The sequence below is a fragment of the Desulforhopalus vacuolatus genome (assembly GCF_016918505.1).
Taxonomy (GTDB): Bacteria; Desulfobacterota; Desulfobulbia; order Desulfobulbales; family Desulfocapsaceae; genus Desulforhopalus; species Desulforhopalus vacuolatus.
Map to the genome: position 1 here is coordinate 22,186 of NZ_JAFFPZ010000028.1, position 13,863 is coordinate 36,048.

The window sequence follows — 13,863 nt, forward strand, 5'->3', positions numbered from 1 at the left end:
TCCTTCTCAGATCGCTGCACGATTCTGCAGTACTTCTTCAATAGCCGCAGGCAGATCACTGATCTTCCCAACCTGTACCCGACCGTTATCTGCCGTCCTCGTCTTGTGAAAACAGAAGACCGGTTTTTTCATCTTTGCCGCCTTGTTGAGCAGAACCTGATTTCCCTTATAAATTCCCTGCATATCGCAGCCGGCATCCACCAGACAGTCGCACCCTTCCATTTGCTGGAGCGCCTGATCAAGGGAGGGATCATCCACTTCAGCTGAGGGAACCTGAACAATATTTTTCACCCCGAGACTGTCTGCCACAAAGGCATCCAGATCGTTGGAAAAGAGCACGCCGCTGTGCAGAGAACAGTTGTATTTGCTGAGCAGGCGATAGATCTCCGCGCCGCAGCCCATTCCACCAACCACAAAGATTTCTCTGCCGGACTTCTTCCCCTGCAGTTCGAGGGAACCAAGCTTCCGGCTGAAACTGGCGCTGGTGAAATCGTACAGTTCCGAGACGACCCTGCTGCTGAGCACCTCTTCCGGCGCGCCAAAGGCAGTGATCCCGCCATTCTTCATCAGCACGACCTGATCGGAGACCTTGGCTGCGATATCTACGTCGTGCAGGGAGGCAATCACTGTGATATGACCACTGGCGCAGAGTTCCCGCAGGATGGACATCACCTCTACCCTGTGTTTCAGGTCGAGGTGAGAGGTGGGTTCATCAAGCAGCAGCACCTGCGGTTCCTGAGCCAGCGCCCGTGCCACCAGAACCTTCTGGCGTTCGCCATCCGACAGACTGGTAAATTCCCGTTTCCTGAGATCTGTTGCGTGTACGTCGGAGAGAGCCCGCTCCACCACAGCTTTGTCCCTCTTTGTCAGCCGTCCGAGAAAGTTGGTATGGGGATAACGCCCGAGAGCAACAAATTCAAAAACCGAAAAGAGCGGCGGAGTAATCCGGTCGGTAAGCACGACGGCCATGATCTTCGCCAGTTCAGACTGGTGCAGAGAGGCCAGCGGACGGCCATCAATGGTAACAGCCCCGGAGATCGGTTTCAGATGCCGGGAGAGCGTTCGCAGCAGGGTTGTTTTCCCCGTCCCGTTGGGTCCAAGCAGAGAGATAAACTGCGCTTCGCGAAAGTGCAGGTTGACATTGGAGAGCACCGCCTTGCCCTCATAGCCCGCACTCAGATTCTCACAGGAGAGTACACTCTTGTTTTCACTCATAATTTCACCCGTTTTTTCATCAGAAGGCCAATAACCACCGGCGCGCCAAACAGCGCGGTGATGGCAGAAAGAGGAAGTTCTACCGGTGCCATCAGACTGCGGGCGACCAGATCGCAGAGAGCTGTCACCATCCCGCCAAGAAGCATGGAGGCTGGAATAAGGATACGGTTGTCAGAGGTGGAAAAGATCATCCGTGCCATGTGCGGCACTGCAAGACCGATAAAGGCCACCGGCCCGGCCATTGCCGTCACCATCCCGGCAAGAGCACAGGAGGTGAGGAGAAGCGATACTCGAAACCAGCGCACCGGAATTCCCATGGAGAGGGCATATTCTTCGCCAAGCAGAAGCGCGTTGAGCGGTTTCGCCATCAGATAGATGAGAATCAGTACAGCCCCGCCAAGAATACACAGAAGCCCAATCTCTCCCCATCTGAAACCGGAGAAGGAGCCGAGCTGCCAGAGCACAAAACCCTTGATCTGCTCCTTTTCGGCCAGCGCGGTAAGCACGGCGGTCACCGAATGACAGAGGTAGCCCATCATCAGACCAACGATGAGCACCGTCACCCCGCTGCGTACCCTTGAGCTGATAAAGACCACAATGGACATCACCGCATACGCGCCGATAATGGCCGCCAGTGTCGTGGTAACAGAACTCATCAGGTGAAGCTGCACGGTGAGAGTGGTGAGCATGACGAGGGAAACCATCAGCGTGGCACCGGAGGAAATTCCGAGGATAAACGGCCCGACTATCGGGTTGCGGAAATAGACCTGCAGCAGCAGGCCCGAGACCGCGAGGTAGCCGCCGCCAAGCAGCGTCGCAAAAGCGCGGGGCAGACGAATCTTCCACACAATCATGCTCGCTGTGGTTTCATCGGGATGGAGCAGCAGATTCCATACCTCTGCCGGTGTAATACCAAGAGAACCGGTGCAGATACTCAACACCGCGACGCCGAAACAGGCAAGGAGCAGCAGCGGGAAAAAGATTTTCACCGCCCTCCCGTTATGCACAGCGGGTGGCTCTGCGACCGCAACGGCCCTCATATCCTTTTCTCCCCGTTTTTACTTCCTTCTTTTCCTTCGACAGGATCTTTTTCAGGGAGTTCCAGAAAATATTTCAAGGTGTAATTCGGGTACGCATCCGGGTGAATGATCGCCGCAATCTCGGTAAAAATCTCATCGAGTTTATCTCCCGACTGCGAGTACCAGGGCAGGGGTGAATACACACTGCCTCCCGGCCCGAGGGGGGTGATACAGGCCATCAACGGATGATTTCTCTTCAACGCTTCTTTCGAGGTGGCACCTGTTTTCGGAGTACGGTAGGTAAAATAGACCGTTGCATCGTTCCCACTGGTAAGAAAACGTTCCATGGAAATCTCAATACAGGAGGTGCCGTAGACATCTTCGAAGAGATAGTCAGACTGCACCAGCCCCACCAGCTCGCCAATCCAGGCGTTCCCCGGCTCCACCAGCACCCGTTTTTCATACATATCGCCCCACATCACCTTCGGCTGATCAGCCAGGTCTCTGGTACGCCTGCGTATAGCCTTCAGGCTGTCACCCACCCTCTGAAAATAAGCGTCCGCCTCCTGTTCTCTGCCGAAAAAAGGCGCGAGGAACTTCACATAACTCATCCGCGCGTTGAGACACATGGCCACCGGTGTGGAGGTGATAACCACCGGGATACCGAGCTCCGTCATCATGGGGACAATGGAAGGGTCCCAGGTGAGCACGACATCCGGTTTCTGCTTTTTGATAACCTCATAATCAACCCCGGAAGAGTTGCCGACCCAGACGATGCTCCCGTCGGTAAATCTTTTTTTCACCTCATCGACATACCAGCGGTTTTCAGGCGTTGTTGTGCCAACGAGGGTGTTGATTTCCCCAAGTACCCGCAGAGTTGCTACATCAAAGTTGCTGTATGCCACCACCCTTTTCATCGGGGTATGAATAATCATCTCTGGAGGAAAGCCCTCTGGATCAGCAGCTCCCCGTGGAACGAGGGCCAGATTGCGGCCAGCACCGTCGCGCACCACGGTGAGAGTATCGCTCTTCTTTTCAACGGTGAATTCACCAATGGTCAGAAAGGATTTTTTCGCCTTCTTCCCGGCCATTTTACTGACGACCGATTTTCCGTCCGGGCCGCCCTCTGAAGCAGGCTGCTCCATATCACAACAGGTAAGGGTAAACGCGGTAAAGAAGAGAAGTGCAAAAAGTACAAGTATTTTCATTATTTTTTGTGATGAAGAGGAATTGAATTTTCGTTCGTTCCCGTTTTTCGCGGACGGAAACAGAGATACCCGAGAACTCCGAGAACAAAAGCTGTCATGCCGCAGAAAGTAAGCGGAATACCGGGGTCACGGCGGACATCAAGCACAATATATATGTTCTTCGACATGCTTCCCTCCGACTTTGGATTAAATGTCTGCATAAAAAGAGACCAGCCGTGAAAGAATACAGGACGGTTCATGGAGATTTTCTGCACCTTCTCTCCATACCCCTTCAGGGAAATATGGAGCAGCGCTTCCGCATCAATACGACGACCTTCAAAAGCAGGGATTCCCTTCCCGCTGTAAGGGATCATCTCCATCTTCTCAACACGGAGCCGTAACTGCGTGCCGGGCACCACGGTGGTCATGCCGCTGTCTCCCACCGCCACACTGCTGTTTACCTCGCCAAAAATGTAACTGAGCAGATACCCCGCCAGCAGGACCACCATGGCGAGGTGCATGAGATGAACAGAGAGCGTGAAACGTCCGCTCTTCCGCTGCAGAGTCGCGTGGAAGTTTTTCGCCAGACGGGTGAGCTTTTCCCCGGTGCAGCAGAGGGTGTTGATCGCGAGAAAAAAGAGCAGTACCAGCAGCACAACAAACCACGAGGTGTGAAAGGGATCGGAGCGGCCGAAAGTAAGCAGCCACTCCACCAGGCCGGTGCGGTTCATCATCTGATAGAAACTGGTGTTGCCCTCCAGGCAGTACCAGCCAAAGAGAAGATCAACCACCAGCAGCAGAAACAGGACCACGCTGAGATGAAGGGAGGTGAAGAAGCGAAAGAGCAGCATCAGAGTACCCCCTGATACGGCCCGAGATCCGGCAGTACGGAGACAAGAAGAGTCAGCACACCGCCCGTTGCGAGGAAGGCACCCTGCCACCGCGTACTCCAGCTGCGGATATAATGCAGATGAAGGAAACAGCTCCAGTAAAACCACAGGGCGATAACTGTGGTAATCGCCGCGTCGTGCCATACGACCGGCGTCCCCCAGCCGAGATAGCTCCAGATCTCCCCGCTGAACATGGAGAGAATCAGCAGAAAATAACCGAAGGAGACGAGCCGCGAGGCTGCGGACAGCACTACAGCCTCTCCCCTGAGGAGAATGTCGGCAGCAGAAACCGCAGCAAGGATCAGCAATGCCTTTGCTCCGATTCCACAAAGAAGAAAGGTATGCGCAAAGAGTGACTGCGAACGGATAAAGGGAAGATAGAAATCTTTCGGGTAGAGCAGATTGCACAGTGCCAGCAGCAGGAGCAGAAGGGGAAGAAGAAGGCTCTTCTCTTGTCTGCGAAAGAGCACCTGCACACAGGCAAGCAGCAGAGAAATCCCGATCAGCCCGATATGCAGTGGCATAAAGGGTAACGCTGCTGTGTAGCGGCTAATAAAAAGCCAGAGGTTACTGAACATTCCGACGAGCATAAATCCACAGGCCAGCCGTGGACGCCTGCTGTAAAAAGAGACAACACCTCCGAAAAAAGCAGCACACATTACCAGCGATACATGTTCTGATAAAAAGGCCATTGTTTCCCCCATAGAGCTCCCCCCGCCTCCGGAATCACCTCATGACAGAGATGTTGTATTCCGGGGCAGGCGGGAAGGAACCCGGTCAGCCTTCAAGAAACTGGAACTAGAAAGAGTATGTGTAGTTTACGAAGAATGCGCGACCTGGTTTGGGAAAACCTTTCTTCTCATAGTAATATTCATCGAAGATATTATCGACGGTCAGTGCAATGCGGTTGTGCTCAAGGAAATTCATCCCGATGACAATATCAGCCACGGTGAACTCGGGATACTCTACTTCAGGATATCCGGCTGTATTCCAGTCTGTATCCCGCATCTTTCCCTGAGTACGGAAATGAAGATTGCCGTCAAACATGTCATCAGCATACATCAGCCCGTAGTTGAAATTGTAGTCGGCGACGTTATGGATATCCTGATCTCCTCCACCCGCAAGGTCCTCTTTGGCGGTGAAGATAGTGGTGGTATTGGTATAGAATTTGATGCTGCGCCCCATATCAAGATGTTGGCCGAGATCATAGGAGAATTCGATTTCCATTCCCTGAATCTCAGCGTCGAGGCTGTTTTGATACGTAGTGGTATATCCCTCGGTCACCGAGGTAATACGGTCATTAACATCGGTGTAAAAATAAGTGACATCGAAGTTCAGGCCCAGCTCCTTCTTCTCAAAACCCGTCCCGATATCCCAGGTGGTGGAGTTTTCCGGATCAAGATCTGAACTTCCTTTGGTAATCATGGTGACCCCGTCCACAGTACGCTCGGAATACCCGGCGAGCTGGGCCGCGCTCGGCGGGACAAAGGCCTGGCCAAGGGTCGAGTGCAGGCGGATACCGCTGTCGAAACTGTAGTTTACACCCGCCCGCGGGCTGAACCAGGTGAAGGACTCCGAATTTGGATCAAAATCGGTTTTATACGGAGTGGAAAGAGTCTCCACATCAAAATAGTCGTAGCGACCACCGGCGGTGACAGTCATCCGTTCATCGAAAAATTTCCATATCGTTTCGAGATACCCGGCGATGTTGGTACGCCCTTCATCGGGGGAATAAGGGGCTGTGCGGGAACCGTCCAGGTTGTAAGAACGGGAGGTCTTTTCAATATATTGATAGTCGATCCCGGTGATAATTTTGTGGGAGCCCCAGCTGTAGATATCCTTCAGTTGCGTTCCGTACCAGTTGATATCACTGTCATAGGTATGATAAGCCGGGACCTGGACACCCCCGTAATAATAGTCATACGTTTCAGACTCTTCTCTCGTCATATATCCGGAAATCTCCAGCTGATTATTCTCGCCAGCATCCCCTTTCAGCGTCAGATCAAGCCCCCAGTTATCAAGATCTTTCTTCCCGCTGTCAACAACTCCGTTGCTGATATCCCCGGGGGTTTCAATATCCCGCCCCTGGTAGAGATTGCCGCTCAGATCAGCCCGCCAGGTCTCCCCGATATCCGAGCCAACCCGCAGGTCTGCACTGCGGGTTTCCCAGGTGGTGTTTTCCCGTGTGTCACCATGGCCGTCTTCAAGGTCATCCTGTTGATCGTAACGGCTGGCGGAGAGGTCAAAATCCACCCGCTCGGTAACTGATCCACCAAGGTTTACTTTCTCTGTATTGGTGTTAAAAGAACCGTAACCAAGAGAAACATCTCCGGCGAGTGTACCAGCAGATTTTTTGGTGATGACATTGACAACACCGCCCATCGCTTCTGCTCCATAAAGAGAAGATGCCGGGCCCTTGAGGACTTCGATGTGATCAATATTATCTTTGAGGATGGTGGCGAGATTGGTCGCCCCTGCAGGGCGGCCATCAATGAGAACAAGGCTGTGTTTGGTAATCCCGGAGTATTCGGGACGGAAACCGCGGATACCGATTCCGGCAAGGGAACCAGGATATTCAATAACGTTGACAGAACTGGATTTTTTTAACTGCTCAGTGAGAGTCTCACCAGAGGTAAGGTCGAGTTCCTGTCGATCAATAAACTCAACTTTTGCAGGAATATTTTTGATATTTTCTTCACTGCGAGTGGCAGTAATCACCATGTCATCCTGCACAGCGGGCGCTTCATCTTCTGCCCATACAGGGCTTGCCATACACAGCAGCGCAAGTGTTGCGAAAACCTTCTTCTTCACTTTTTCTTCTCCATTATTTTCAGTTGAGACCAGAAATATATTCGGAGCTTCAAAAATGAAAAAACCCCGAACCTTCAATTATAAAAAGGTTTCGGGGATCCCTGTTCCACGAATGACCAGCCGCACCCCTTTTCCACGAGGGTTCGTATAGCAATAGAGCATATTCATACAGATATTCTGACTCCCGGTTCATCCTACTCCCTGCGTCTTCCCGACCAGTTAAAACTGTCAGTGACTCCATGCAGGTTTCATCCCCGGTTACAGCGGCGGGCCCGTCCCGGATTTACACCGGGTTCCCTGTTATTGAATATTGGTTTTTATATGTACCGAATACTTGCACTCTTGTCAATAAAGGAAAAAAAAGGATCTGTCTGACTCACTGCAGTCCCATTTCAAGGTTTTTACAGGGCATGCATTTTTCTCTTTTTTAGAAATCGACTTCCACATACGCGCCGTCCTGTATACGCAATACGCCGTCTTCGGTTTGCCGCCGAACCCGCTCACTTCGGGGATTCCGTACACCTGAGACCAATTCAGATCAACGACTTCCTTCACATTATCAGGATAGCTGCAGACCCTGGCGTATTGGAGTTCCACTCTGTTTTCATCCGCCTTTTTGGTGATATTTATGACACCGCGTGCAGCACCCTGCCTGCCATGCTGCTGCGGGTTCCACAAATTGAGATCAAAGATGAGCTGAAAGAGGTATGGTCAACGCCGGGCAGAGGTTCAAGTGCGTCAATAACCTGCTTTGCGCCCATCTCTTCGAGATCTTCGGCGGTGATAATGGAGATACTGGCGGGAGTCTCAACAAGCTTACTTTTACTTTTGGAGGCAACAACAACACTGTCGAGAACATGAATTTCTTCAGCTGAAAGCTGAACAGGAAAACCAGCAGGGGTGAGGTGAATAAATTGTCCTCATCTGATGCTGGATTCAAGCAGAAAATGCAACACGTTTGCCAGTAAGGCCTTCCAACCGTGTCAGTTTTTTTAAGATCTTTATACACGGGGAAGAAATGCTGTCCATCGACACAAGAATTTCATGTATCTTCGTATTTGTTCTTTTATTCTCATCGTCATTTACTTTCGCAGGCCAACAAAGAGATGGCAACACAAGCAACCAGTCATTTTCAAAAGCAAAAAGAATATTACTGCAGACTGTTTACCGGGATTATCATAAAACTTTTTACTGTGACTGCGGCTTCGAAGGGAAAAAAATCATTTATAACAATGGATATGTCCCGTACAGAAACAACAAGAGAGCTCAGAGACTTGAATGGGAGCATGTAGTTCCCGCTCAGGCATTTGGGCACAGTTTTTCATCCTGGCGTGATGGGGATGAGAGATGCGTGACCAGGAAGGGCAAATCGTTCAAAGGCCGGAATTGCGCCAGAAAAGCAAGTACAGAATTTCGCTATATGGAAGCCGACATGCACAATCTCATGCCATCCGTGGGAGAAATAAACGGCCTTCGCTCAAACTACAGCTTTGCCATGATCTCCGGGGAATCACGGAGATTCGGAACGTGTGACATGGAAATTAAAGACCGGAAGGCCGAGCCCCCCTTGAATATTCGGGGGGATATAGCGAGGACATACCGCTACATGGATGCGGCTTACCCTGGACATGGGATCATCTCAAAAAAGAATCGAAAGTTGTTTGCTGCCTGGGACAAGGAAGATCCTGTTGATATTTGGGAATGTGAGCGTGAGAGGCGTGTTGCAGGAATTCAGGGTAATCGGAATCGGTTTGTTGCTGAGATGTGTTTGGTTCCATGATTGCAATCAGCTGGCAGCGAGTGATGGTGCGCGGTAACCGTGGGGACGTAACCATACCGACAGCTCGCTCTTTTTCATATTACGGTGTTGTACCACTTATTGTACTAATTTAGCAGTTGCTTAGAAGTACGACTATCAGAGAGAAAACGTGTTGCAATTATTACTTTAATCCATCGTTCTCTAACGATTTATATTCTTGACGGCTGGCACTATATATGCTAAGTAAAAAAATAAGAGTTATGAATAGAATTTCGAAAAAATAAAGCTTAACAATGCAATCGAGAGAGACAATAGTATGCTGCCGATCGTTCCTTGATCTGGCAGTACCAGCGCCCTTCATTTCCACGTTATGGAGTCAAAAAAAATGAATGGAAACGATCAAAGCATACAAATTAATATATCAGAAGAAATCTTGGGAAAGTGGCAAAATATCGTAGATATTTTATCTGAATTAATCCATATTCCTGCAGCTCTTATCATGCGTCTAGTTCAATCTGATATAGAAGTTTTTGTTTCAAGCAAAAGCGAAAACAACCCTTACCAACCTGGTGATCATGAGCACTTCCTTGGATCAGGTTTATATTGTGAAACTGTGATTAAAAACAATAATAAACTTTTGGTTCCCAATGCACTTGCTGATGACAAGTGGAAAAATAATCCAGATATTAAATTAAACATGATATCATATCTCGGTTTTCCAATTCTTCTTCCAGACGGCAAACCATTTGGGACCATTTGTGTCCTTGATAACAAGGAAAATAGATATTCCAGAACCTATGAAAATCTTTTAAAAAATTTCCGGGATATTATTCAGTCTGAGTTGGGACTTATATACATGAACAGAATACTGGGTGAGGAAAACAAAAGTCTATCTGATTATTTTTCCGAAATTAAGACACTCCGTGGAATTATTCCAATTTGTGTGAGATGCAAAAAAATAAGAGATGATAAAGGGTTCTGGACACAAGTGGAAAAATATATTGAAGATCATTCAAATGTGCAGTTTAGCCATGGGCTTTGCGAAGAATGCGAAGAGGAACTCTACGGTGATCAACCCTGGTATCAGAAAAGTAAAAACAACCCCGAATAGAACAATGGGGTCAGGTCTTGGAAAGTTATTTTTCTTGACTTTGTAGACGACTGGTCTAATACTGTGCGTATGGAAGAGCAAACAACAAAAGAGCGGATCTTAACTGCTGCTGAAGAAATTATGCTGGAGAAGAGTTTTCACTCCGTTGGCTTGAAACAGATTCTTGATGCAGCCAGGGTACCTAAGGGGTCTTTTTATCATTATTTCAGCTCCAAAGAACAATTTGGAGTTGAGATGCTTAAAGACTATATGGGTGAGTCAACAACTGCAAAACAACAGGCTCTCAGCCCAAAAAATCTTGAAAGTGACCCTGTAAAACGACTGTTTAACATGCTTGATGGGGCAGTAACGTCAATTGAGTCTGTATCTGAAAAGTTTCCATGTCTTGCTCTGAAACTTGCCTCCGAAGTAGTGGATCTCAGCGAGCCAATGCGGGAAGAACTTGCTAAAGGGTTTGAGAAATGGATAACTCTTTTTGTGGATGTTTTTGAAGAAGCGAAGAAAAAAGGAGTGCTTTCAGAAACTTTGAACAGCTCTAAAGAAGCACAATTAATCCATGACCTCATGACGGGCTCAATTCATCGCGCAGTTATCAATCGAAGTGCGGAGCCTGTTCGTAACGCGGTAGAGAGCATTAAAGACAGGATTAGCAGTAAGAGAACAGGATAATTTTTTTTGCCCTGCGACTAGACGACCAGTCTAGTCGCTTCTTAACGTAGCTTCTTGACGTAGTCAGAATGAACATCAAAAGAGTGAATGCGATGCAAGCAATGCTGGAGGAAGACTCGATGAAACATCACGTTTCGCAGATATTTACCTTCGATAAACGGGGAAAGGCCCATAGCGGTAGATACAGCGGTGGAGTGTGGCCGCACTGTGGAAAAATGATTGTTAACCTCTAACCAGCAAAAATGTGTTTTTAGAGTTTTTCTGCCGTTCGCAACGGCGACACACAAAACCAACTATAAAATTACAAGAAAGGATGTAACCATGAATGAGAAAACAATCAGTCGATTTCCTGTGCCTGAGTATTCAGAACTGCCGGAAGATGTACAACAGATCTGTGATGGTGCCCAGGAACATTTCGGCTTCGTACCAAATGTTGTAAAGGCCCTTGCCCACCGCCCTGCAGAACTTCGTGCGTTTTTTGCCTATAATGCGGCCCTCACCGAAAAAGAGAGTGGGCTGACTGCTGTTGACAGAGAGATGATCATCACAGCCCATTCAGGTCACAACGGTTGTGCCTATTGCGTAGCCTCCCATGGTGCGGCACTGAGAATGGCCTCCGGAAACGCAACTCTTTCTGATCAGATTGCGGTGAACTATAGAGAAGCCGACATTACTCTGCGTCAGAAGGCAATGATTGATTTTGCCATGAAGGTGACTGACGATTCCAAATCCATCAATGAAGCGGATTTCGAAACCCTGCGCGGTCACGGCCTCTCGGATGAGGATATCTGGGATGTTGCCGGTCTTACCGCATTTTACAATATGTCCAACAGAATGATGAGCTTTCTTGCAGTTCGTCCAGATGACGAATTTTCCAAGATGGGCCGTTAATAAAAATACTGAGCAGTGTTTTTACAGAGCGCTTTCCCTCGGTCAAAAACAGAGGCGATGGAAAGCGCTTGTAGAGCAACGGGGTCAAGTTTTGACACCTGGTGCACCCTTATTTGACCGAACCTTTTCAAGGCCTGGTACACAACGCCAGCATACATACGGACGGGCAAAACTGCGCCACTTCGTTCTGCAGTGTTTCCCGCCGGTGATGCTGGCGTTTATACGAACAAAATAGAAAAGAAGAATGTGGTACGTTACCAACTATAACACCAAGTGATATAGTTATTTATGAAGAAATTAATGACTATAATCCCTCGCTGGTGAAGCGATACTCTTTTTAATTTCTAATTATCGATATATTAGTAAGTTAGCAGTATATGAGTCTTTTTCTGTGCTCACGAAGGAAATATGGTGCTTTTGCACGGATTCATCAAAAAAAGCCAAAAAACGCCAGATCATGAAATGGCGGTTGCCGTAAAAAGAATAAAAGGATTAAAGCCATGAATAAAGAAATAGAAAAAGGCCATGTTGGAGGTTCTTTCAGCGATTTTTTGAAAGAACAAGGCACCTACGAAGAAACAACGCAACAAGCCGTTAAGCGTGTCATTGCTCACCAGCTGCAGCTATGAAGGAAAGCGGGATAAATAAAATTGAAATGGCCAAACGGCTCAAAACAAGCTGTTCCCAGCTTGACCGCTTGCTTGACCCTGAAAACGATAAAGTAACCCTTGCCGCTCTTTCACGAGCCGCAAAAGCGATAGGGCGTTCACTTCGCCTTGAGCTCCAATAGGAAAAGGACTACCGCCATAACTTTTCAAACCGCGCCGGATTGGTGGCCGTGTACATAACGGTGTACTGAATGCAAAAGACAACGGGGTCAAGTCTTGAAATATCCAAGACCTGCCCTCCCCCTTTGAGCTTATCCAAAAAATCACTATTTTGAGGTATGATGAATCCTTGGAAATTATTAGATAAAACGGAAATACCCAATGACGGCGGACAGCTGGAATTGCTGCAAAGAGGGGATGAATTCTCCATCCGCCTTTCCGGTAATCGAGGTGAGCTCATGAATAGCCGATTGCATAATTCGGAAGAAGCCCTTGCCGAACTCGGATGTGCGCATCTCAAATCGACAGTTGGCGCACAGGTCCTGGTAGGTGGATTGGGAATGGGATTCACGCTTGCCGCTGCTCTAAAAGTAGTTCCTCAATCGGCAAAGATAACGGTGGCAGAACTGATACCTGCAGTTGTGGAATGGAACCGAGGCGCTCTGGGCGAAGGAGCTGGAAGACCATTGCTGGATGGACGTGTACGTATTCATACTGGTGATGTCATTGATTTGTTCAGCAAAAACAAATCAATCTTCGACGCCGTTTTGCTTGACGTAGATAACGGTCCTGAAGGGCTTACTCATTCAGCAAATCATCATCTCTATTCCTTGAACGGCTTAAAAACAATTTATAATTCCTTGCGCACTGAAGGTATGCTCGCCATTTGGTCGGCTGCGCCAGATGATACTTTTCTTCGTTCTTTGAAAAAGGTGGGTTTTAAAGTCACTACTCAAACTGTTAGAGCAAGAGTTGGTAAAGGAAGCCGTCATACGATCTTCCTGGCAAAAAAAACTTAATTAAATTAGAAAAGAGATGCAAACTCTTTGAGAAGATAAATTAGATCATATTTTGAATTTAGAGTTCGTTAAAAGCGAGTTTCAAATAGATCGTTTTTCGTCTTGATTCTCTAGCTTTTAATCGAAAAACAAATAGAAAATAAATAATCAGGGCTGAAGAATGTAGCTTCATACAATTACTTTTTCTTTGTTTTACCCTTCTTCGCCTTTTTAGCCTTCTTCATCATCTTCTTTTCAGCCTTATCGCTCTTTTCAGACACAGCCTTGCATTCTTCTTTTATGGGACAGCTGGAGCAATGTTTGTTGTTCTTTTTCCACTTACCGCAACATTTTTTTGACATATAATTATTTTCCTTGAGAGTACAGGGTTAATTTTGCCTTAAACAATCGAGACAGTTAACAACGGTTGAACGAGATATCCATTTGTATTACCATCGATATTGACCCTTACAGAACTTCGAGATCATTGCCACTACCGTCTCTACGAACTGTTGGGGACCTTGAATAATCGCCCATCTTCTTCGTTACAGTAAAATATTTTTAAAGGTACCCTTTATCTTATATTTCGCACTTTGTGAAAATATTATTCCTAATACCCACAGATGCTCTCGGCATGGTTAGGTCAGGACTCTCTTTTTTTTCAGCAATTCTGAAATGCTGATCTACTTGCAGAAACTAACCGTA

At 47.9% G+C, this 13,863-nt stretch carries 15 protein-coding genes, 1 pseudogene and 1 riboswitch; of the genes and pseudogenes, 8 read left to right on the plus strand and 8 right to left on the minus strand.

Annotated elements, in window-relative coordinates; all coding sequences use genetic code 11:
* Window positions 1-6: 6 nt before the first annotated feature.
* The 7 genes from JWG39_RS13355 to JWG39_RS16945 all read right to left on the minus strand — a co-directional run bounded on the left by JWG39_RS13355 (window position 7) and on the right by JWG39_RS16945 (window position 8,033).
* Window positions 7-1,215: an ABC transporter ATP-binding protein gene (locus tag JWG39_RS13355; protein ID WP_205219922.1), complete on the minus strand. Its 1,209-nt coding sequence runs from the start codon at window positions 1,213-1,215 to the stop codon at window positions 7-9.
* Window positions 1,212-2,255 carry a FecCD family ABC transporter permease gene (locus JWG39_RS13360; RefSeq protein ID WP_205219923.1) on the minus strand — a complete coding sequence of 348 codons (1,044 nt, stop codon included), beginning with the start codon at window positions 2,253-2,255 and terminating at the stop codon, window positions 1,212-1,214. The genes JWG39_RS13355 and JWG39_RS13360 overlap by 4 nt, the downstream gene beginning before the upstream one ends.
* The gene (locus tag JWG39_RS13365; RefSeq protein WP_205219924.1) at window positions 2,252-3,442 is read right to left on the minus strand and encodes an ABC transporter substrate-binding protein; all 1,191 of its coding nucleotides are present in this window, start codon (window positions 3,440-3,442) and stop codon (window positions 2,252-2,254) included. Before JWG39_RS13365 ends, JWG39_RS13360 begins: the two co-directional genes overlap by 4 nt.
* Window positions 3,442-4,272 (minus strand): hypothetical protein, encoded by an 831-nt coding sequence (locus JWG39_RS13370; protein WP_205219925.1) that lies wholly within the window; start codon window positions 4,270-4,272, stop codon window positions 3,442-3,444. The genes JWG39_RS13365 and JWG39_RS13370 overlap by 1 nt, the downstream gene beginning before the upstream one ends.
* A complete protein-coding gene (locus tag JWG39_RS13375) occupies window positions 4,272-5,003 on the minus strand; it encodes a cytochrome C assembly family protein (RefSeq protein ID WP_205219926.1) in 732 nt (243 codons plus the stop codon). Before JWG39_RS13375 ends, JWG39_RS13370 begins: the two co-directional genes overlap by 1 nt.
* Window positions 5,004-5,109: 106 nt before the next feature.
* Window positions 5,110-7,122, minus strand: a complete 2,013-nt coding sequence (locus tag JWG39_RS13380; protein WP_338032218.1) for a TonB-dependent receptor — start codon at window positions 7,120-7,122, stop codon at window positions 5,110-5,112.
* A gap of 150 nt (window positions 7,123-7,272) precedes the next feature.
* Window positions 7,273-7,462: riboswitch (cobalamin riboswitch) on the minus strand.
* A gap of 286 nt (window positions 7,463-7,748) precedes the next feature.
* Window positions 7,749-8,033, minus strand: coding sequence for a TonB-dependent receptor plug domain-containing protein (locus tag JWG39_RS16945; protein WP_205219935.1), 285 nt, complete (start codon window positions 8,031-8,033; stop codon window positions 7,749-7,751).
* A 107-nt stretch (window positions 8,034-8,140) separates the two neighbouring features.
* On the opposite strand from JWG39_RS16945, the gene JWG39_RS13390 reads away from it, so the two are divergent.
* From JWG39_RS13390 to JWG39_RS13420, 8 genes and pseudogenes are all read left to right on the plus strand, one after another.
* Complete coding sequence (locus tag JWG39_RS13390) at window positions 8,141-8,902, plus strand: endonuclease (protein WP_205219927.1); 762 nt, start codon at window positions 8,141-8,143, stop codon at window positions 8,900-8,902.
* Between the two features lie 364 nt (window positions 8,903-9,266).
* On the plus strand, window positions 9,267-9,992 hold the full coding sequence (locus JWG39_RS13395; protein ID WP_205219928.1) for a GAF domain-containing protein: 726 nt from the start codon (window positions 9,267-9,269) through the stop codon (window positions 9,990-9,992).
* Window positions 9,993-10,061: 69 nt separating this feature from the next.
* Window positions 10,062-10,661, plus strand: coding sequence for a TetR/AcrR family transcriptional regulator (locus tag JWG39_RS13400; protein ID WP_205219929.1), 600 nt, complete (start codon window positions 10,062-10,064; stop codon window positions 10,659-10,661).
* Between the two features lie 321 nt (window positions 10,662-10,982).
* Window positions 10,983-11,552, plus strand: a complete 570-nt coding sequence (locus tag JWG39_RS13405) for a peroxidase-related enzyme (RefSeq protein ID WP_205219930.1) — start codon at window positions 10,983-10,985, stop codon at window positions 11,550-11,552.
* A 393-nt stretch (window positions 11,553-11,945) separates the two neighbouring features.
* Window positions 11,946-12,056, plus strand: a pseudogene (locus JWG39_RS17155) (type II toxin-antitoxin system RelE/ParE family toxin); the annotation flags it as partial.
* Complete coding sequence (locus JWG39_RS16855; protein WP_275889014.1) at window positions 12,053-12,181, plus strand: hypothetical protein; 129 nt, start codon at window positions 12,053-12,055, stop codon at window positions 12,179-12,181. The pseudogene JWG39_RS17155 and the gene JWG39_RS16855, both read left to right, overlap by 4 nt.
* The gene (locus tag JWG39_RS13415; protein WP_205219932.1) at window positions 12,178-12,342 is read left to right on the plus strand and encodes an XRE family transcriptional regulator; all 165 of its coding nucleotides are present in this window, start codon (window positions 12,178-12,180) and stop codon (window positions 12,340-12,342) included. The genes JWG39_RS16855 and JWG39_RS13415 overlap by 4 nt, the downstream gene beginning before the upstream one ends.
* Before the next feature lie 159 nt (window positions 12,343-12,501).
* On the plus strand, window positions 12,502-13,179 hold the full coding sequence (locus JWG39_RS13420; protein WP_205219936.1) for a spermidine synthase family protein: 678 nt from the start codon (window positions 12,502-12,504) through the stop codon (window positions 13,177-13,179).
* Between the two features lie 176 nt (window positions 13,180-13,355).
* Here the strand turns inward: JWG39_RS13420 and JWG39_RS13425 are convergent, their stop codons facing one another.
* Window positions 13,356-13,520 carry a hypothetical protein gene (locus JWG39_RS13425; protein ID WP_205219933.1) on the minus strand — a complete coding sequence of 55 codons (165 nt, stop codon included), beginning with the start codon at window positions 13,518-13,520 and terminating at the stop codon, window positions 13,356-13,358.
* Window positions 13,521-13,863: the final 343 nt, after the last annotated feature.

Bases quoted from the DNA above. Each gene is read 5' to 3' on its own strand.
- JWG39_RS13355 (WP_205219922.1), bottom strand. From the start codon at position 1,215: ATGAGTGAAAACAAGAGTGTACTCTCCTGTGAGAATCTGAGTGCGGGC.
- JWG39_RS13360 (WP_205219923.1), bottom strand. From the start codon at position 2,255: ATGAGGGCCGTTGCGGTCGCAGAGCCACCCGCTGTGCATAACGGGAGG.
- JWG39_RS13365 (WP_205219924.1), bottom strand. From the start codon at position 3,442: ATGAAAATACTTGTACTTTTTGCACTTCTCTTCTTTACCGCGTTTACC.
- JWG39_RS13370 (WP_205219925.1), bottom strand. From the start codon at position 4,272: ATGCTGCTCTTTCGCTTCTTCACCTCCCTTCATCTCAGCGTGGTCCTG.
- JWG39_RS13375 (WP_205219926.1), bottom strand. From the start codon at position 5,003: ATGGCCTTTTTATCAGAACATGTATCGCTGGTAATGTGTGCTGCTTTT.
- JWG39_RS13390 (WP_205219927.1), top strand. From the start codon at position 8,141: ATGCTGTCCATCGACACAAGAATTTCATGTATCTTCGTATTTGTTCTT.
- JWG39_RS13395 (WP_205219928.1), top strand. From the start codon at position 9,267: ATGAATGGAAACGATCAAAGCATACAAATTAATATATCAGAAGAAATC.
- JWG39_RS13400 (WP_205219929.1), top strand. From the start codon at position 10,062: ATGGAAGAGCAAACAACAAAAGAGCGGATCTTAACTGCTGCTGAAGAA.
- JWG39_RS13405 (WP_205219930.1), top strand. From the start codon at position 10,983: ATGAATGAGAAAACAATCAGTCGATTTCCTGTGCCTGAGTATTCAGAA.
- JWG39_RS16855 (WP_275889014.1), top strand. From the start codon at position 12,053: ATGAATAAAGAAATAGAAAAAGGCCATGTTGGAGGTTCTTTCAGCGAT.
- JWG39_RS13415 (WP_205219932.1), top strand. From the start codon at position 12,178: ATGAAGGAAAGCGGGATAAATAAAATTGAAATGGCCAAACGGCTCAAA.
- JWG39_RS13420 (WP_205219936.1), top strand. From the start codon at position 12,502: ATGAATCCTTGGAAATTATTAGATAAAACGGAAATACCCAATGACGGC.
- JWG39_RS13425 (WP_205219933.1), bottom strand. From the start codon at position 13,520: ATGTCAAAAAAATGTTGCGGTAAGTGGAAAAAGAACAACAAACATTGC.